Raw genomic sequence first — 18803 nt, 5'->3', positions numbered from 1 at the left:
CTCAGTCCTTTTCCATGGTGCATTGCAATGGGTGTTGATGACGACGCGCGGTTTCCACCACCTGTGCGACCTTGGTTTCGGCCACTTCGTATGTGTAAACCCCGCACACCCCGACACCGTATTGATGGACGTGCATCATGATACGGGTCGCGTCTTCACGGCTCTTTTGGAAGAACCGCTCGAGCACATAGACGACGAATTCCATCGGCGTGTAGTCGTCGTTCAGGATCAGCACTCGATAGAGCGAGGGCTTCTGAACCTTCGGCTTTGTCTCGGTGACGACGCTGGCACCAGACCCTGCGCCTTGTTCACCTGACCGCTTGATTGGCATTCGAAGTCCGTCTGTTAATCATTCCAACCCAGAGATAGGCACTGAAGTCCTAAAGACAATGATGCCCTGATTTGAAGCACCGTCCAGTCAACGATGACGTGAGCGGACTATCTTTCAGGTCCTGTCTTCAGCCTCCTAGCGTTTCTAAACGGCTTAGGTTTCCAAACCGCCAAAAACGGCGGGCGTATGCACAAACAAAAAAGGCCCCGATGCAAGCACCGGAGCCTTCATGTGTCAGTCGCTATGGGAGGGTTAGCGAGCCGACTGGAAACCTTCAACCGCAGCGCTGACGCGTGCGTTGATCGGCTGGAAGCTGTTTTTCAGCGACGCCGTCAAGGTTTCGGAGGTCTGGTTCAAATGGGCCAGATAGGCTTCGGTCGCCGACTTGGCCCATGCGGTTTGCAGTTCGAACAGTTCCTGAACCGAACGGGCCTGGCTCAGCGACTGGGCCGCCGAGACGTTTTCTTCCCAGCTCTTTTTGCCATAGGCCAAGTTCTGTTGCGACAGAGCCTCGGCACCCTTCTGGGCGGCCGCAGCGCTCTCGACGACAGCTTCGAGGTTCTTCTTGCCCTGGGCATTCAGCTCGGTCAGCGAGCTGAGCGAACGCTCAACGCCGTCCTTGAAGGCCGTGGTGCTGGCCTTCTGGATCGCTTCAGCCTGAGCCTTGACTTGAGCTTGGGCCTTGGCAGCGGTTTGCTTCACAGTTTCGGTCGCGTCAGACATGGATATCTCCAAGGTCGGAATGGGGGATTAAATCGGGTAGTCATGCTGTGCAGGCCACGCCCGCATGCATAACAACGATCTCCATTTCGCACATGCGAGATAAAATATCAAGGCTTTTTGTGCGATGCACAATTTCTTGAAAGATCACATTTGCGCTGGCACATAGCCAAGCGCACCCCAAAAGATTACCGTCTGTACAGGATCGGATTCCCGTCATCGCCAACAGCAATGATTGACAGGCTGTTAACTGTGTCGAAACTCCTGTCAGCGATCTTGTAGACTTCTCCGGCGCGGTTTCCCCTGTGGTGACGCGCCACAGTGAAGAGGCCCCGTTTATGCCGATGTCCCCCTCATCTCTTCGCAAGCCTGCCTTGTTCACCGCTCTGCTGGCCTGTAGCGCCCTCCTTCCGACCGTGGGCCAGACCCCGCCGGTCGCGCAGTCGAGCGACAACAGCAAATATGCGTCGGTTGTACTGGATGCGACTTCGGGTGAAGTCCTGTTCTCGCGTTTTGCCGACGAGCGTCGCTATCCGGCCTCCATCACCAAGGTGATGACCCTTTACCTCGCCTATGAGGCGCTGGAAGAAGGCCGCATCAAGCTGACCGACCAGTTGACCGTCTCGCCGCGTGCCGCGGCCCAGCCGCCGTCGAAACTGGGTCTGGCCGCCGGTCAGTCCATCAGCCTCGATGACGCCATGCGCGCCACAGCCGTCCGCAGCGCCAATGACATGGCCGTTGCGATCGCCGAGCACATTGCCGGAAACGAAGCCGAATTTACCTCGCGCATGACCGCCAAGGCGCGTGAACTGGGTATGCACAGCACCCGCTTCACCACCGCCAACGGACTGCCCGATACACGTCAGGCCACGACGGCCAACGATCTGGCGATCCTCAGCCGCGCCGTCATGCGCGACTATCCGCAATACTATCGCTATCTGGGCCTGCACGACTGGTACTTTAACGGTCGTGACTACCGCAACACCAATGGCCTGCTGGCCACTGGACGCGGTTATGACGGCATCAAGACCGGCTTTACCAATGCCTCGGGTTACAACCTGTCGGCCTCGGCTGTTCGCAATAACAAGCGCCTGATCACCATCGTCATGGGTGGCCGCTCTACCGCCAGCCGCAACGCCCATGTGGCCGAGCTGATGGATACCGGCTTTGACCTGCAAGAGCGCAAGGCCCGTGGCGAACGGATTGCCTCCAATCAGGACTTCTTTGAAAATCACGGCTACGGCATTCCGTCGCCGACCGCGCCTGTAGCCTATGCTTCGGTTTCGACCGAAGGCCGCCCGTATGCCGCCGATGATGCCAATCTGGTTTCGGCACCGGCCGACGCTCCGGCGCCGACCGCGATCACGCCGGCACCGTCTGCGCGCCGCAACGCCGAACGCGCACCGACCCCTGCTCGCGCGGCGGTCCGTACACCCGCAGCACCTGCCGGTCGCTGGTCGGTTCAGGTCGGTGCCTTCAAGGACGAAGACGTCGCCCGCAACTGGTTGAACGAAATCAACCGCCGCTTCCGTACCGAGTTCACCGGTGCCGAACGCAATGTTCAAACCGCAGATGGCGGCTGGTTCCGCTCGCGCTTCACCGGCATGACCGAGGACAAGGCCAACTCGGTCTGTGAAACCCTTGCTGCGCGCCGCGTCACCTGCATGGTCATCCGCCCTTCCTAAAAGCAGACACCGGACACAATAAAAGGCGCGCTCCCGATCCGGAGCGCGCCTTTTTTCTTATCCGGCAATCAGGAATTCGTGCGGATTTCCGTCTTGGGCATAAAGAACAGCCCCGCAAAATAGCTGACCACGCCGGTCACAATGGCCGCACCGATACCGGCCCACAGACCGTTGACCGCAAACCCGCCAAGGAACCACGCCGTCAGGCCGATCATGGCGGCATTCACCACCAGCAGGAACAGCCCGAACGTCACCAGCGTCAGCGGCAAGGTCAGGATAATCATCAGCGGACGCACAAAAGCATTCACAATGCCAAGGATCAGTGCCGCCGCAATCAGCGAACCTGTGGATGTGAAATCCACCCCCGGCACCACCTTGGACGACAGCCACAACCCCGCCATCGTCACCAAAGCCTGTATCAGAAACCCAACCATACGCCCGTCTCCCTCGATAGAAGCCTGTTCAAGCCCGCGCACAGTGGATGCACCGGCCCGTTGATACTGCTAGGCTGGCGTCCAGATCACAAGGAGTCTTCCATGAGCCTTCACGGCAGCTATGACCCGCAAAACGTCTTTGCCAAAATCCTTCGCGGTGAAATCCCCGGCGTGACCGTGTGGGAAGACGATCAGGTCTATGTCTTCATGGACGCTTTCCCCCAGTCCGTGGGGCATACGCTGGTCATCTCCAAGACCTCGACGGCCCGCAACATTCTCGAAATGGATGCCGACGATCTGGCCACGCTGACCGCCGCCGTCCAGCGCACGGCCCGCGCCATCGACAAAGCCCTGTCACCGGACGGCCTGATCGTCACCCAGTTCAACGGCACGCCTGCCGGTCAGACCGTCTTCCACCTGCATTTCCACATCATTCCGCGCTGGGAAAACAAGGCCATGGCCGGTCATGGACAGTCCGGCATGGCCGATCTTGCCGATCTGAAAGCCATTGCCGAGCGTATCCGCAGCAATCTGGCCTAACGCATCAAAACTAATGGCAAAATACTAGCGACCCGCTCTTGCATCAGAGAGATTCTCTCATCATAAGTCGGGCCGCGCCGGTTTAGCTCAGTTGGTAGAGCGCCAGTTTTGTAAACTGGATGTCGCGGGTTCGATTCCTGCAACCGGCACCACTTCCCTTTACAGTCACGCTTTTTGCTCCGGCCATTCATGTGCCTGTACGGAGCCGTATGACCACGGCCCGAATTACTGCGTTTTAACTGGTAGAGATGCGGCATCCCGCGTCAGAAACCTCTCATAGAGTTTTATTCTGTGGGGATGATTTCAATGCCGTATGCCGCTCGCCTAAGCCTTTGCATGGCCCTTATCGCTACGCTCGGAGGATGTGCCGTGACGCGCTATCCTGTCCTTCCGGCAATAGCTGACGCCAATGCTCAGAGCCTGAATTGTCAGCAGTTGAACTCAGAACTGGAACTGGCCCACCAGACCCGCACACAGGTCAATGATATCGCCGATGGTCGCGTCAAAAACGTCCGTCCCGTACTCTACTCGACCGCCCGCGCCGATGCCGACCGCTCAATTCAAGCGCGCATTTCCCAGATCGAAACCCTGCGCCAGCAAAAAGCCTGCGCTGCATAACCCAGCCCCCTTGATCGGCATGGCACGATCTGACAGCAGGGCACCTGATTTCCTTGCGAGTTCCCCATGCCCTTCATCACCTTCACCCAGCCGGATGGCAGCGAACAACTGGTCGATGCCGATAGCGGGGCCAGCCTGATGGCCTATGCGACCCGTGACGGCGTGGCGGGGATCGAGGCGGAATGCGGGGGCCAGATGTCGTGCGGCACCTGCCATGTGCATATCCACCCCGACTGGCAGGCCGAGGTGGGTCAGGCTCAAGGCTTCGAGCGCGATATGCTGGACTGGCGCGACAATTTTGATGAAGCCGCCTCGCGCCTGTCCTGTCAGATCATCCTGACAGATGCGATGGAGGGGATGAAGGTCTTCGTCCCCAGCGCCGACTAGGCCGCAATCGCTGCGGTTTTGATCGGAGCCTCGGCATCAGCCAGCACATCGGCATCAACCGACGTGCCCTTACCGATAGCCTGCTTACCGAACATGAAGGACGGGGCCGAGTTAACGGCCTCGACACAGACAATCTTGTCGCCCTTCAGATGAAAGACAGCAAAGCTGCCCGCATCCACATCGCCGCGCACCACCTGACGGTCGGCACCGAACGGCAGGCCTGCAATCTGTAGCTTCACATCATACTGGTCCGACCAGAACCACGGCACCTCGGGCGCACCGGCAGGACGGCCGGTAATGGCGCTGGCGACATGTTTGGCCTGTTCCAGTGCGTTCGGCACGCTCTCCAGACGGTGCATGATGCCATCATAGTGCGGCAGCGGACGGCGCGTGACATCGCCCACGGCAAAGATAGCCGGATCGCTGGTGCGGGCCTCGAGGTCCACCACAATACCGTCGGCACATTCCAGACCGGCCTCTTGGGCCATTTCGTCATTGGCGATGGCTCCGATGCCCACCAGCACGGCATCGGCAGACAGGGTTTCACCGTCGGCAAAGACCACGCCGTCAGCAGCCACGGTGACGACATCGGCTCCGGTACGGATCTGGACGCCTTCGGCGGTATGGCGACGGCTGTAAAAATCGGAAAGGGTTTGCGAGGCCACGCGTTGCAGCACCCGTTCCATACGTTCCAGCACGACCGCCTCTGCGCCCAGGGCGCGAGCCGATGCTGCGGCCTCAAGGCCCACATAGCCTCCGCCGATCACCAGCAGTCGCTTGCCCTGCCCCAGTGCCTCTTTCAGGCGTTCGGCATCGACAGTGGTGCGCAGTTCCAGCGTGCCCTCGCCCGTCCCGCACGAGGCCGGCAAACGCCGCGCCCGCGAACCGGTGGCGATGACCAGATAGTCGTAGGTTTCGGTTGTGCCATCATCAAAGGTGACGGTCTTGGCGGCGCGGTCGATGCCGGTGGCCGAAACGCCCAGACGCAGGTCGATGCCGTTATCGGCATAATAGCTGTCGGCGCGTAATTGCAGCGAGGCCTCGTCCGCCTCACCTTTCAGCCACGCCTTGGACAGTGGCGGGCGCTGGTACGGGGCCACCTTTTCGGTGCCAGCCAGAATAATCTGCCCCTCATGCCCATACTGCTTCAGAAAAGCCGCTACCGAACCGCCTGCATGGCCTGCACCGATAATCACAACCTTGGACATGAGCACCGCACCCCGAAAATAGTATCACACGGATTTGCGGGTGCCCGCGCCACGGGTCAAGAGCGGAAACCCGATTGACAGAATGTCGCAGGGGTAATCCTTACTTGTCGAAAGACCTTTAACAATCTAGGCCATGCCCATTCTGCCACGCCAACCTAGTGATATGCCGGACACCAAGAACAAGCTGGGTCACACCATCCGAAGCCGTGGCGCACGCACACGACGCGCCATTTTGGACGCTCTGCGCCAGCTTCTGGACCACAGGCATCTGGGCGAAATCCGTCCAGCGGATGTGGCTCAGGCCGCCAATGTCTCGGCGCCGACCTTCTACACCTATTTCAAAACGGTCGAAGAAGCAGTGTTGATGCTGTGCGAGGAATCCGCCGAAGATTTCCAGCGTCTGGCCACCCATATCCATGCCGACTGGTCCGGTGATCGCGGCTTCGAGGCCGTTCGCGCCTATGTTCTGGATGTGCTGTCCTTGTGGGACGAACACGGTCCGGTCCTGCGTGTCGAGCATATGCTGGCCGATCAGGGCGAACCGGATTTCGCCGAAACCCGTATCAAGCGCCTGCGCCGTCTTCACCTTGCGCTCGAGCGCCGCATAGCTCAGGCCCGCGCCAATGGCCTGCATCCCGTGGGCCTGAATGCCAAGCTGGCCTCCTATGAAACCGCCAATCTGGTGGAGTCCGTAGCGGCCGGTTTCACCCTGATGCGCCGCGCCGATACCGCCGAAGCCATCGTCGATACGACAGCCCATATTGTCCTGAAACTGACAACCGGACGTTGACATCCTATGCGAACGACGACGAATAGAGTATCGTCGTTATTCAAATAAGCCTGCTCCGGAGGATACAATGTCTGTTGCGTTTGTGATGAGCTTGATCATTCAAGCCACGGTGCCGGATGTGGCGCCCCAGATTCAGCCGGTAACCACCCCTGCTCAAGCTGCAACTCTTGAAGCGGACGAAGACGCATCACCGGCACAGCAACCCAGAAACCGCTTCCGTAATGAAACGGCTAATGATTGCCAGTACCGCGCCCGTACCGGTTCGATCCGTCGCCGCAACATCTGCTACACGCCGCGACAGACAGCGGCCCATAATGCGGTTGCACGCAGGTACGTAGAAGAGATTCAGGTCGGGCAGTCTTCCGATAAGGTCCCGGGTGGTGGCCCTGATTAAAAGACCCTGCTTTTTCAGGAATTCTGCGCATCCCTCCAGATGAAATAAAAAAGCCCCGGGGTTTTCCCCGGGGCTTTTCGTTTGGGCGCTAAACCTATCAGCCTGCGCCGAGAGCAACGGCGGCGTGATAGGTGATAAAGGCAGCCAGATAGGCCAGAGCAAACAGATAGATCACAAAGATCGCCGTCCACTTTTTGGAACCCGTCTCGCGCTGGACCACGCCAATCGTCGGCAGGCATTGCGGGGCAAAGATGTACCACGCAAGGAAGGCCAGACCCGTCGCCAGCGACCAGTCATTGGCCAGAACATTGGCCAGCGTGCCGATGTTTTCCTCGGCACCCGCCACCGAATAGACGGTGCCCAGAACTGCCACAGCCACTTCACGCGCAGCCATGCCCGGGATCAGGGCCACAACCATCTGCCAGCTGAAACCGATAGGTGCGAAAATAGGCTGCAGGAACTTGCCCATCATGCCGGCGAACGAATAGTCGATCGCCGGTCCCGTCGCGCCTTCCGGCGGATAGGGGAAGGTCGAGAGTGCCCAGACGATAATCATCAGTGGCAGGATGATCTTGCCCGCGCGCTTCAGGAAGATTTTAGCGCGTAGCCACAGGTTCATCAGCACCGATTTAATGTCGGGCATCTTATAGGCGGGCAGTTCCATCATGAACGGCTCGACCATGCCGCGCCACAGCACACGACGGATCACCAGCGACACCAGCAGGGCGCTGACGATACCGCCTGCATACAAGCCGAACATCACCAGCCCTTGTAGCGACATCCAGCCACCTACGGTTGCGTTCGGAATAAAGGCAGCGATAATAAGGGTATAGACCGGAATACGCGCCGAGCAGGTCATCAACGGCGCGATCAGGATGGTGGTCAAACGGTCGCGCTTGGCATTGATAACCCGCGTGGCCATGATGCCCGGAATGGCGCAGGCAAAGCTGGACAGCAGCGGGATAAAGGCGCGGCCATGCAGGCCTGCCCCGCCCATAATCTTGTCCATCAGGAAGGCAGCGCGGGCCATATAGCCCAGGTCTTCCAGCACGATAATAAACAGGAAGATCAGCAGGATCTGCGGCAGGAAGACCAGCACGCTGCCAACACCGCCAATCAGGCCATCCACCAGCAGGCTTCGCAGCAGGTCATTAGTAACCGTGACCCCGATCCATTCGCCCAACAGGGCAAAACCGGCCTCGATACCGTCCATGGCGGGCGTGGCCCAGCTGAACACAGCCTGGAACATTACAAACAGGACGCCGAACAGGATCGCCAGACCCGCAACCGGATGCAGCAGCACGCTGTCCAGCTTGCCTGTCAGCGTGTCCGGACGGGCCGCCGGTTGAACATGCGCCTTCATCAGGCGTTCGGCCTCGCGGTGGGCGATACGCACCTCGGCCGCCGAGGGCGCATGCCATTCACTCTGGTGCGTCGCGTGGAGGGCCTGTTTTTCTACGGCGGCGATCAGTTCCGGCAGGCCGCGCTTGCGCGTCGCCACCGTGGTCACAACCGGCATGCCCAGATCGCGTGACAGACCTTCGAGATCAATCTGCAAACCCTGACGCTGGGCGATGTCGTACATGTTGAGGGCCATCACCATCGGGCGGCCCACCTGTTTCAGTTCCAGCGCCAGACGCAGAACCAGACGCAGGTTGGTGGCATCGGCCACGCAAACCAGCACATCCGGTGCCGTCTCGCCTGCCCGTGTGCCCAGCACCACGTCACGGCTGACTTCTTCGTCCAGAGAGCGCGCACGCAGGGAATAGGTCCCCGGTAGATCGGTGACGATCAGCGACAGACCGTCGGTGCCCTGTACCCGGCCTTCCTTGCGCTCGACCGTGACGCCTGCATAGTTGGCGACCTTCTGGTGCGAACCCGTCAGCGAATTGAACAGCGCCGTCTTGCCGCTGTTGGGATTACCGACCAGAGCAAAACGAAGCGGTTTGACCATAGCGTCCATCAAGCTTCGCCCCCGATATCGATATTCAGGCTGGCCGCCTCGCGGCGACGCAGGGCAACGCGCATATCATCAACCTTGAGGGCAATCGGATCGCGTCCGAACAGGCCTTCGTGCAGCAGTTCGACCTTGGCCCCTTCGACCAGACCCAGCTCCAGAAGGCGGCGCTCCAGCTCCACCTCGTGTTCCTGATGATGACAGTGTGCACCAACCTGCACGATAACGCCGCGATCCCCGCGTCGCGCCTCACTCAACTTGATGATTTTGGACATCGTTCTCTAGTTCTGAAGGCGCAGTCGCACCACCCGTACTTCGTTGAGAGTGATTATCACCTACTAATACGCGGCGTCCAGTAATCGGATGGTATATTGCGGTTATGACAAAGCTTACCCACAGGGCGTTCTGTCCCGTTGCAGCGCCTCCGCATTGGGCTACAACCGCGCCAACCGGAGATTTCCCATGTCCATTTTGACGTTTTTGCGCCCCCAGACCCTCGCTGCTCCCCTCATGGCAGGCTGCACCCTGATGCTGGCCGCCTGTGGTTCCGGCACAGAAACCGCCGACAAGGCTCCGGCTCCGCCCAAACGTCCCGAGCCGACGCAGGAACAGAAACTGGCCCTGCTGGCCGCCCTGCCCGCCCCTTATAATGCGGGTGATCTGGAAAATGGCCGCCGCGTCTTTGCCCGGTGCCGTTCGTGCCACACCATTACCGAGGGTGGCCCCAACATGACCGGCCCGAACCTGTACGGTCTGTTCGGCAGCACGGTCGGCACCCACGAGAAGTATCGCTATTCCAATGCTCTCAAGGATGCCGATTTCGTCTGGGATGCCCAGAAACTGGACGAGTGGCTGCTACGCCCGCGTGACTTCCTGCCCGGCAACAAGATGAGCTTCGTCGGCATCGCCAGCGAACAAGACCGCAAAGACGTGATCGCCTTCCTCAAGGTCGAAACCGGCTACGCGCCGGAAGCCGCTCCAGCAGCCCCGTAGCTTTCACGCTCTTGCAAAGCCCCCTCAAGCAGAGAGAGACCGCGTCGCGAGCGTTAGGGGGCCACTCTAAAAAGCCGGCCTCTCAAGCAGTGAGCCACCGCGTGGCGAACGTTAGAGGTGGGCGTCCCGCCCAAACAAAAAGAGCCGCCCCATCGGGGCGGCTCTTTGCAGTTTTGGTCAGGATTAATGAGCGCTCATATCGGGCGTCTTGCCCTCGGCACGTTCCTGCGCTTCCCATTCCTCGATCTTGCGCGAGGTATAGTCCGGCGACTTCGTAAAGCGGGCCAGAACACCATAGATCACCGGCACGACGAACAAGGTCAGCAGGGTTGCAAACAACGCCCCGCAGAAGATCACCACACCGATCGTCTGGCGGCTGCCCGCCCCTGCCCCCTGCCACAGCATCAGCGGCAGAGCGCCAAAGGCCGAAGCCAGCGACGTCATGATGATCGGGCGCAGTCGAAGCGAAGAGGACTCGATGATGGCCTCGCGGATCGTACGGCCCTGATCGCGCAACTGGTTGGCGAACTCGACGATCAGAATACCGTTCTTGGCCGCCACACCGACCAGAATGATCAAACCGATCTGGCTGTAGATGTTCAGGCTGGAGCCCGCCATCAACAACCCGAACAGACCGCCCGCTGCCGCCAGCGGCACAGTCAGCATGATAACCGCAGGCGTAATCCAGCTTTCGAACTGGGCTGCGAGCACGAGGAAGACCAGCAACAGGGCCAGAACAAAGGCCCACATCACCGCGCCACCGGCCTCGGCCTGATCGCGCGCGGTGCCACCCCAACGGACATTGACCACGCCTTGGGGTTGCTTGGCGACTTGATCGTTCAGGAACTGGACAGCATCGGCAATCGTCATGCCCGGCGTCAGATCTGCCGACAACGTAATCGCACGCTGACGGTCCAGACGACGGCGATCCGGCGTATCGCCCGAAGTCTTGGTCGTGACCACCGACGACAGCGGTACCAACTGGCCTGCGCCCGTCGAAACATACAGACCTTCTAGGTCCGATACATTGCGGCGGTTGGCGCGGTCGGTTTGCAAGATCACATCATATTCCTGACCACCCTTGATATAGGTGGTCGCACGACGTGACCCGAACATGGTTTCCAGCGTACGGCCAACCTGCTGCGAGGAAACGCCCAGCGCCGCCGCCTTTTGCGTATCCACATCCACCAGAAGACGTGGCGCATTCGGCTCGTAGTTCATACGGGGACGCGAGAAGCCCGGGTTTTCCATCGCCGCAGCCATAACCGGACGCAGCCAGTTATAGATGGCCGCATAATCGGAACCGGTCACGATCATCTCGACCGAGTTGCCGCCACCGCCACCGCGCTGGAAAGCACCGGGCGTCGAGGCATTGACCTGTGCGCCCGTCTGGTTGCGCAGACGACCGTTCAGTTCCTGCGCTATATCGGCAGCCGGACGATCACGCTCTGACCAGTCGGCCAGATTCATGATGATATTGCCCGAGTTGAACGAGCCGCCGCCAAAGCCCGGCGAGGTCACCAGATAGTTGTTCACCTCGCCACTCTGGCGATAATCCTCAAGGACCGGCTCGATCCCCAGCAGAATCTCGCGGATATAGTCGTAGCCTGCGCCTTCCGGTCCCGCGACACGCACCATGACACGGCCACGGTCTTCGTCCGGCACCAGTTCGTCCGGCAGGGCCAGAGCCATGCCCACAGCCCCCGCACCGACCAGCACCACAGCTGCAATCACGCCGCCCACCGCAATACGGCGGCCCATCAGCATGTTGAGCGAGTTGACGTAAGAGTTTTTCAGCTTGTCCATGGCGTAATCGACCTTGCGACCCATCCACCCCGTCGAGGAGGTCGGACGCAGGATCTTGGACGCCATCATCGGCGACAGGCTGAGCGCAAGGAAGGCCGAGAAGGCCACAGCTGCCGCAATCGCGGCGGCCAGTTCAACAAACAGACGCCCCACATAACCCGGCAGGAACATCAGCGGTGCAAACACCGACAGAAGCACGACAGTCGTGGCGACAACGGCGAAGAACACCTGACGCGCCCCGCGCTCTGCGGCGATCAGCGGCGGTTCGCCCTGATCCAGTCGGCGCTGGATATTCTCGACCACCACAATAGCATCATCGACCACCAGACCGATCGCCAGCACGAGGGCCAGCAAGGTCAGAAGGTTTAGCGAGAAGCCAAGCGGGGCCAGAATGATAAAGGTCGCCAGCAGACAGATCGGGGCCACCACCGACGGCACGATGGCCGCACGCAGACTGCCCAGAAAGATAAAGTTGACCAGTGCCACCAGCGCCATCGAAATGCCGATGGTGATCCACACCTCGTCAATAGCGTGCGAGGTAAAGACCGAGTTGTCTGAACCCACTTCCAGTGTCGTACCGGCAGGCAGGCTGCTGCGGACTTCTTCCATCAGCTTGCGGGCACCCGCACTGATTTCGAGGTCGTTCGACTGGGCCTGACGGGTAATGGCCAGACCGATCTGGTCGATGCTGTTGCCACGGAACAGGCGGCGATGCTCGACCGCGCCCTCTTCGACACGGGCAATATCGCCAAGGCGCGTCACATAGGTGGCCGTGCCGGTCAGACCGTTGGCCGAGGCCGCCCCACGCGTACCGATTGGCAGGTTGGCAAAGTCTTCGGGGCGCGAATAGTTACGCGCCACACGAACCGTATAGTCCTTTTGGCTGGCCTCCAGCGAACCGGCGGGCAGTTCGACGTTCTGGCTGGTCAGCGACTGCTCGACATCCGTGACCGTCAGACCGCGCGACGCCATCGCCGCAGGGTCCAGCCAGATACGCATGGCATAGGTCTGGTCACCGAAAATATTGACCTGCGCCACACCGGGCACGGTCGCAAAGCGGTCCACCAGATAACGGTCGGCATAATCCGTCAGCTCCAGACGGTTCATTGTCGTCGAGCGCAGGAACAGGATGATGATCGGAGAAGAATCCGAGTCCGCCTTGGAAACGGTGGGCGGATCAGCCTGATCGGGCAGACGCCCCATAACGCGCGATACGCGGTCGCGCACATCGTTGGCGGCATCGTCAATATTGCGGTCCAGACGGAACTCGATATTGACGTTGGAGCGGCCGTCACGGCTGGACGACGTAATACGCTCGACGCCCTGAATACCGGCAATCTGTTGTTCGATCGGCTCGGTAATCCGGCTTTCAATCACCTCGGCAGAGGCACCGGCATAGGATGTACTGACCGACACCACCGGCGGGTCAACATCAGGAAGCTCGCGGACCGGCAGCATGAAGAAGGCTGCCAGACCGATAACGCACAAAACAATGGCCGCAACCGCCGCAAAGACCGGACGGCGGACCGATACATCGGACAACATCATTAGCGGTCAGCCTTGGCTGGTGCCGCCGCAGTTTGCGTCTTGGACTTGTCCTCGGTACGTACCGGTGCCCCCGGCTGGATACGGTTCAATCCGGATGCCACAACACGGTCATTGGCCGACAGGCCCGTGACGATCTCGACAAAACCGCTCTCGACCGTACCTGCCTGCACCTCGACACGCTGGGCGATACTGCCCTGATCGCTACCGGCAATACGGTACACAAAGGCACCCGCACCTTCATACTGGACGGCCGCTTCCGGCACAGCCAGCGCCTGACGCTGGCCTTGGCGAACCGCGACACGCATCATCATGCCCGGGCGGATATCTCCGCCCGGATTGGGGAATTCCGCACGGGCGGTCACGGCGCGGGTCTGTTCATCCACACGCACGTCCATCAAGGAAATACGCCCCTCGAAGGTACGGCCCGGATAGGCGTCTGCCGTTGCCGTCAATGCCGTGCCTGCACGCAAGGTGGACAAGAAACGCTCCGGCACAGCAAAATCTACACGGATGCTGCTGAGATCATCCAGCGTGGTGATGACGGTGCCCGGGCTAACCAGCGTGCCCGGCGTAACCGTCGTCAGACCCAGAACGCCCGCGAATGGGGCTCTCAGGATGCGATCACCGCGACGGGCCTCGGCAGCCTGTACGACCGCACGCGCGGACTGAAGCGCTGTCTCGGCATTTTCGGCCATAACACGCGGTGCGACACCGCGTTCGGACAGGATTTTATAGCGGTCATATTCACGCTGGGACTGTGCCAGCTGGGCGCGCGCCTGAAGGATGGCGGCGTCTTCCTCGCTGGCTTGCAGTTCAACCAGCGGCGCTCCCACGCGCACGGCCTGACCGTCATTGAAGAAGACTTTGGTGATCAGTTCGGATGTCGAGGAGGTGATGTTCACCGAGCGCAGGCTGCGGGCCACGCCCAGAACCTTCAGGTCATCGCTGAACTCGCGAGATTGCGGGCTGGTCGCTGCGACCAGTTGCCCGCCCCCGCGGCCGCCCGGCCCACCGGGTCCGCCGGCACCGGCAGGACCGTCATTGCCCAGCGTAATCTTGAGAACCGCTGCGACCAGCATCAGGGCAACAACCGCCCCCGCCACGATAATAAAAAAATGGCGTTTGAACACGCTCTATACTCTCCCCGACATCATGCGGTTCCGCATAACGCCTGTACGCGTTAGTGCAAATGAAACTGATTAAACGGGGTGGATTAGCGGTTCCGTCGGTTAAAAACGTTTCCACAAAGCCACAATCGGGCCATCGCCCGCAGGGACGTTGCGTCCGGCTGTCGTCGCGCGCCATCCAGCCTGTACAGACCAGTCATCCCAATGGCGCACAACGCCCATTTCCAGCGCCAGCCAGCGCGCACCACCGACATCACTATCGATATCGGCCCTGCCTGCGTAAAACTGGGCCATGGCCGTATAGTTTTCGCGAAAATGCACGCCGACCGTGCCCTCGGCCCTCACCTCGTTCGCCAGATTATCACGCCAGCGATGGGCCAGTTGCAGTTCGTAAAAACCGGGATAGCGGCCACCGAAACTGCGTCCTGCCAGCACTCTGAGATCCGCCTCCTGCTCGCCCTCTCCGGGTGAGCCCCATGCCGCATTGCGCCCTTGGGTATCGGACACATAGCTGGCCTGTAGCGACACCTGCCAGCCATCATGGTCCACAGCTTGCCAGCGACCGCCGATCTCGACCGGCCCCATACCGCGATAGTGGTGAAACCCGTCATCGGCATCCTGCCAGTCGGTTTTCACCAGCAGCGTCACACGCTCGCTCAGGCCATACTCGCCCCACAGCGACAGCACATGGTCCTGACGCTCGTCAGGCAGGGTCACACGATCCCCGTCCTCGTCAAAACGATGAATGGACCAGACCGGCTCGTATTTGACGATAACCTGTCCCTGTCCTTTAGGCTGGTTCCACGCGCCCGCCGTAACAGGACCGGCCAAAGCCATAGCCATGCCTGCGACAGATACCGGAACCATCCAGTGATGAAGCATCCCCCCCGAGTGCTTCATCAGGCATCATAGCCGGGTGATCGTCGGTCCAGCTGACGCAGTGCCCCCGACCATGCCAGAGCCGAAATCATGCCCACGCCCTGTCCCTGATATTTTGTCTCTTCCTGCGCCGCATCGGGCGCGTGCAGGACATTTTCGACACCTGCCGACAGGGCCGCCACCTGTTGCGCACAGGCGCGTTCCAGAAAGAACATTCGCACCCACGCCGCCGCCGCCGTCTCTCCGACTGTTAGAGTGCCGTGATTACGCAACAGCATCATATTCTTTGTGCCCATATCGGCGACCAGACGATCGCGTTCGTCATGGTTGAGCGCCAGCCCCTCATAGCCGTGATAGGCGACATCGTTCTGCAACAGACAGGCATTCTGGCTAAGGGGCAGAAGGCCATGCTTCTGGGCCGCAACACCGACCCCTGCCACCGTATGAAGATGGATGACAAATTGTGCTTCGTCGCGCGCGGCATGCACGGGCGAATGGATGGTATAGCCCGACGGATTGATGAAGCTCTCGGTTTCCTGAACGATGTTTCCGTCCAGATCGACCTTCACCAGCGAAGAGGCGGTGATTTCCTCGAAATAATAGCCGTAGGGATTGATGAGGAAATGCGTCTGCGGGCCGGGCACGCGTGCGGAAATATGGGTGAAAATCATATCATCCCAGCCGTGCAGGGCGACCAGCCGGTATAGGGCGGCCAGCTCCACGCGCGTCTTCCACTCGGCCTCGGACACGTTATTTCGCATGCCGGAATTCCCGCCGTCAGCCATCGGATTCCCCTTCCCTTACAAGAGCCGCCCACTGCCCTGACAGTGTTATGTGGATAGCGTGTCGTCAAGCTGCGCGGTTAACCCTGTTTTCATAGCGTCCGACTAGAAATAGCCGCCTGCTATCGGAGTTTTCCGCGTTGCCGTCCCCGGACATGCCAAGATCAGAATCGATCAACCTTGATACCCTTCGCCAGCTCACCAGAAAGGTGCAGTCGCGACCGGTGACAGACCAGACCCGTCTTGTGATGACGCTGGCCGATGCCTATGCCCGTTTTCAGGGCCCCCAGAACATTCATGGCAAGTTGGGTGCTGTGTTTGTCGAACTGGTGCGCGCGGTCGAACATGATGTGCGACGAGGCCTTTCGCGCCGCCTCGGTTCTGCCGACTGGCTGCCGGTCGAGCTGGCCCGCGCGCTGGCCAGTGACGAGATTGAAATCGCAACGCCGGTGATTTCCGCCAGTCCTCTGCTCGACGAAAACGACCTGTTGGAACTTCTGGCGACAGCCACGACCGAACACCGGCTACAGGTCGCCCTGCGTCCCGGCCTTGCCTCAAAAGTTTCGCAGGCCATTCTGGACACCGAAGAGCCTCTGCTCCTGACCGCACTGGCCTCCAATATCTACGCCCAGTTGCCCGATGACGGTCTGGAGCGACTGGTCGATGCCTCGCAAAACATTGTCGGTATCCGTCAGCCTCTGACCCTGCATCCGGCGCTTGATGAAGCCTTGGCCGAGCGGCTCTATCGCTGGGTGGCCAGCACGCTGCAAGACGCCCTGTGCGAGCGCTTCCCGCACCATGCCGACAAGCTGAAAATGGCTATGAGCGATACTGTCCAGCAATTGCAGGATGCCCGCATCGCCATGCGCCTGCACGACAGCGGCCGGCTGACACCCGCCAGCCTGATGCGGTTTGTACGCGAGAACCGTCACACCCTGTTCTTGCAGTCACTCTGCCTGTTGGCCGAAATCCGCACCGACGAACTGGACTTCCTGATCCGTCGCCCCAGTGCCCGCCATTTCTATCTGGCCTGCCTTGCCGCCGGTATCGACCGCGCCGCCTTCCCCGATGTGCTGGAAGGATTACGCCGTCAGGGCATGACCCTGCCCCCGCCCCTGCTGGACAGCGAGCTACGCCTTGGCGAACGCGACCGCTATCAGGCCAAGCTGGAACTGCGGGCCATTGTGGACTGTCTGGGCAACAGCCCTGCTGTGCACTGATACCGCTCGATTAATTGTCACTTCGCATTTGACTTGGACGCCAAGCTCGGCTTGCCTGACACCGTGACCCAGACAGCGCCTCTTCCGACCCTGCATTTTGTTGCCAGCGACCGCCCCGAGGCGCGCGAGGCCTGCCAGCGCCTGCAAGACCGCTATGGCATTGTGCCGCTCAAGGATGCCGACATCATTGTGGCGCTGGGCGGCGACGGCTTCATGCTGGAAACCCTGCACACCAACCTCAAAATGCAAAAGCCCGTCTTTGGCATGAACTGGGGTTCGGTTGGTTTCCTGATGAACGACTATTGCGAGGACAACCTGCCCGAACGGTTGGCCGAGGCCGACCGCACCATCCTGCACCCGCTACAAATGGATGCCTGGGTGGAAAGCGGTCAGGTCCATAGCGGATTGGCCATTAACGAGGTGTCCCTGCTGCGCCAGACGCGCCAGACCGCCAAGCTGCGTGTCAGCATCAATGACAAGGTACGCCTCGAAGAGCTGACCTGCGACGGCTGTCTGGTGGCGACGCCCGCCGGTTCAACCGCCTATAACCTGTCAGCACACGGCCCTATCATTCCACTGGATGCGCCCAGTCTTGCCCTGACCCCCATCAGCGCGTTTCGTCCGCGCCGCTGGCGCGGGGCGCTGCTGTCGCATACGGCCAAGGTTCGCTTCGACGTTCTGGAAGCCGACAAGCGCCCCGTCTCGGCCACGGCTGACAATTTCGAAGTCCGCCGCGTCCACCGCGTCGAGGTCCGCGAGCGTCGCGATATCAGCCTGACCATGATGTTCGATGCGGGCCGTACCTATGAAGAGCGCGTGCTGGCCGAACAATTCGCGGGCTAGGCTACAGAAAATCTTAAGCCTGTGCCTCCAAACTGTAACGTCAGTATAGGTGAGGCCAAGTGCAGGTAAGGACAGTCCAGTGACCCAACGGCCCGAAATGATCCGTCGTCCCAACCTTCTCCGCTCCAAGGTTGGCGGAAGCTTTGGCGGCATTGATGCCGCCGCTGTCGCCCGCGCCGAAGAAGCTCTCAAGGCCCTGTCATCCCAGTTCGGGCAATGGCTACAGGACGAGATGGTCAAGCTGGAAGCGGCCGAAACCGCGATCCGCAACGAAGGCTATAACGCCCAAACTGCCGACAGCCTTTATATGCGCGCCCATGACCTGAAAGGTCTTGGCACCACCTACGAATATCCGCTGGTCACCCGTATTGCTGGCAGCCTGTGCCGCCTGATGGACAATGCGGGCCAACGCCTGAACGCTCCGTGGCCACTGGTCGAAGCCCATATTTCGGCCATTCGCGCCATTGTCCGCGACAAGATCCAGGCCGAGGATCATCCGGTTGGCCGTGAACTGGCCGAAGCGCTGGAAGCCGAGGTTCGT

The 18803-nt window shown here is 60.4% G+C and carries 20 protein-coding genes and 1 tRNA gene; 11 read left to right on the top strand and 10 right to left on the bottom strand.

Translation table 11 applies throughout. The features are described 5' to 3' along the window. Nucleotide 1: 1 nt before the first annotated feature. Entirely contained in the window at nucleotides 2-331 is a 330-nt protein-coding gene (clpS, locus tag RSB01_RS07320; RefSeq protein WP_332591702.1) for an ATP-dependent Clp protease adapter ClpS, read from the bottom strand. 252 nt (nucleotides 332-583) lie between these two features. Beyond that, complete coding sequence (phaP, locus tag RSB01_RS07315) at nucleotides 584-1054, bottom strand: TIGR01841 family phasin (protein WP_332591703.1); 471 nt, start codon at nucleotides 1052-1054, stop codon at nucleotides 584-586. 341 nt (nucleotides 1055-1395) lie between these two features. On the opposite strand from phaP, the gene RSB01_RS07310 reads away from it, so the two are divergent. Next, entirely contained in the window at nucleotides 1396-2736 is a 1341-nt protein-coding gene (locus RSB01_RS07310; RefSeq protein ID WP_332591704.1) for a serine hydrolase, read from the top strand. Between the two features lie 68 nt (nucleotides 2737-2804). On the opposite strand, the gene RSB01_RS07305 is transcribed toward RSB01_RS07310, so the two are convergent. Further along, nucleotides 2805-3170, bottom strand: coding sequence for a phage holin family protein (locus RSB01_RS07305; RefSeq protein WP_332591705.1), 366 nt, complete (start codon nucleotides 3168-3170; stop codon nucleotides 2805-2807). Between the two features lie 102 nt (nucleotides 3171-3272). Here RSB01_RS07305 and RSB01_RS07300 point away from each other — a divergent pair, with 102 nt between their 5' ends. The 4 genes from RSB01_RS07300 (at nucleotide 3273) to RSB01_RS07285 (ending at nucleotide 4715) form a co-directional block, all read left to right on the top strand. After that, nucleotides 3273-3710 (top strand): HIT family protein, encoded by a 438-nt coding sequence (locus RSB01_RS07300; RefSeq protein WP_332620490.1) that lies wholly within the window; start codon nucleotides 3273-3275, stop codon nucleotides 3708-3710. Nucleotides 3711-3786: 76 nt separating this feature from the next. After that, nucleotides 3787-3862: transfer RNA gene (locus tag RSB01_RS07295), tRNA-Thr, on the top strand. 217 nt (nucleotides 3863-4079) lie between these two features. Next, a complete protein-coding gene (locus RSB01_RS07290) occupies nucleotides 4080-4328 on the top strand; it encodes a hypothetical protein (protein WP_332592108.1) in 249 nt (82 codons plus the stop codon). Between the two features lie 66 nt (nucleotides 4329-4394). Further along, complete coding sequence (locus RSB01_RS07285; RefSeq protein ID WP_332592109.1) at nucleotides 4395-4715, top strand: 2Fe-2S iron-sulfur cluster-binding protein; 321 nt, start codon at nucleotides 4395-4397, stop codon at nucleotides 4713-4715. On the opposite strand, the gene RSB01_RS07280 is transcribed toward RSB01_RS07285, so the two are convergent. Further along, nucleotides 4712-5923 carry an FAD-dependent oxidoreductase gene (locus RSB01_RS07280; protein ID WP_332592110.1) on the bottom strand — a complete coding sequence of 404 codons (1212 nt, stop codon included), beginning with the start codon at nucleotides 5921-5923 and terminating at the stop codon, nucleotides 4712-4714. The genes RSB01_RS07285 and RSB01_RS07280 overlap by 4 nt on opposite strands. A 133-nt stretch (nucleotides 5924-6056) precedes the next feature. Between RSB01_RS07280 and RSB01_RS07275 the strand changes: the two genes are divergently transcribed. Both RSB01_RS07275 and RSB01_RS07270 read left to right on the top strand, forming a co-directional pair. Continuing rightward, entirely contained in the window at nucleotides 6057-6713 is a 657-nt protein-coding gene (locus RSB01_RS07275) for a TetR/AcrR family transcriptional regulator (RefSeq protein ID WP_332625241.1), read from the top strand. A 67-nt stretch (nucleotides 6714-6780) separates the two neighbouring features. After that, nucleotides 6781-7107 carry a hypothetical protein gene (locus tag RSB01_RS07270; protein WP_332592067.1) on the top strand — a complete coding sequence of 109 codons (327 nt, stop codon included), beginning with the start codon at nucleotides 6781-6783 and terminating at the stop codon, nucleotides 7105-7107. A 97-nt stretch (nucleotides 7108-7204) separates the two neighbouring features. Here the strand turns inward: RSB01_RS07270 and RSB01_RS07265 are convergent, their stop codons facing one another. Further along, entirely contained in the window at nucleotides 7205-9070 is a 1866-nt protein-coding gene (locus tag RSB01_RS07265) for a ferrous iron transporter B (RefSeq protein ID WP_332592066.1), read from the bottom strand. Further along, the gene (locus RSB01_RS07260; protein ID WP_332592065.1) at nucleotides 9070-9339 is read right to left on the bottom strand and encodes a FeoA family protein; all 270 of its coding nucleotides are present in this window, start codon (nucleotides 9337-9339) and stop codon (nucleotides 9070-9072) included. Before RSB01_RS07260 ends, RSB01_RS07265 begins: the two co-directional genes overlap by 1 nt. 187 nt (nucleotides 9340-9526) lie before the next feature. On the opposite strand from RSB01_RS07260, the gene RSB01_RS07255 reads away from it, so the two are divergent. Then, entirely contained in the window at nucleotides 9527-10057 is a 531-nt protein-coding gene (locus RSB01_RS07255; protein WP_332620457.1) for a cytochrome c family protein, read from the top strand. 183 nt (nucleotides 10058-10240) lie between these two features. Here RSB01_RS07255 and RSB01_RS07250 read toward each other — a convergent pair whose 3' ends face one another. The 4 genes from RSB01_RS07250 to RSB01_RS07235 all read right to left on the bottom strand — a co-directional run bounded on the left by RSB01_RS07250 (nucleotide 10241) and on the right by RSB01_RS07235 (nucleotide 16202). Next, the gene (locus RSB01_RS07250) at nucleotides 10241-13408 is read right to left on the bottom strand and encodes an efflux RND transporter permease subunit (protein WP_332590628.1); all 3168 of its coding nucleotides are present in this window, start codon (nucleotides 13406-13408) and stop codon (nucleotides 10241-10243) included. Between the two features lie 2 nt (nucleotides 13409-13410). Then, nucleotides 13411-14541: an efflux RND transporter periplasmic adaptor subunit gene (locus RSB01_RS07245; RefSeq protein WP_332590618.1), complete on the bottom strand. Its 1131-nt coding sequence runs from the start codon at nucleotides 14539-14541 to the stop codon at nucleotides 13411-13413. 99 nt (nucleotides 14542-14640) lie between these two features. After that, nucleotides 14641-15405: a hypothetical protein gene (locus RSB01_RS07240; RefSeq protein ID WP_332590619.1), complete on the bottom strand. Its 765-nt coding sequence runs from the start codon at nucleotides 15403-15405 to the stop codon at nucleotides 14641-14643. 32 nt (nucleotides 15406-15437) lie between these two features. Next, the gene (locus RSB01_RS07235; protein WP_332625238.1) at nucleotides 15438-16202 is read right to left on the bottom strand and encodes a class II aldolase/adducin family protein; all 765 of its coding nucleotides are present in this window, start codon (nucleotides 16200-16202) and stop codon (nucleotides 15438-15440) included. Between the two features lie 221 nt (nucleotides 16203-16423). On the opposite strand from RSB01_RS07235, the gene RSB01_RS07230 reads away from it, so the two are divergent. The 3 genes from RSB01_RS07230 to RSB01_RS07220 all read left to right on the top strand — a co-directional run. Next, entirely contained in the window at nucleotides 16424-17419 is a 996-nt protein-coding gene (locus RSB01_RS07230; protein ID WP_332590621.1) for a DUF2336 domain-containing protein, read from the top strand. A gap of 51 nt (nucleotides 17420-17470) precedes the next feature. Continuing rightward, nucleotides 17471-18262: an NAD kinase gene (locus RSB01_RS07225; protein ID WP_208380848.1), complete on the top strand. Its 792-nt coding sequence runs from the start codon at nucleotides 17471-17473 to the stop codon at nucleotides 18260-18262. Between the two features lie 79 nt (nucleotides 18263-18341). Beyond that, nucleotides 18342-18803: Hpt domain-containing protein (locus RSB01_RS07220; protein WP_332625237.1), on the top strand; the 462-nt coding region annotated here is incomplete at its 3' end.

The sequence above is a fragment of the Brevundimonas sp. genome (assembly GCF_036659295.1).
Lineage (GTDB): Bacteria > Pseudomonadota > Alphaproteobacteria > Caulobacterales > Caulobacteraceae > Brevundimonas.
Note: the sequence above shows the minus strand (reverse complement) of the source record. Positions and strands in the feature narration are given on the sequence as shown.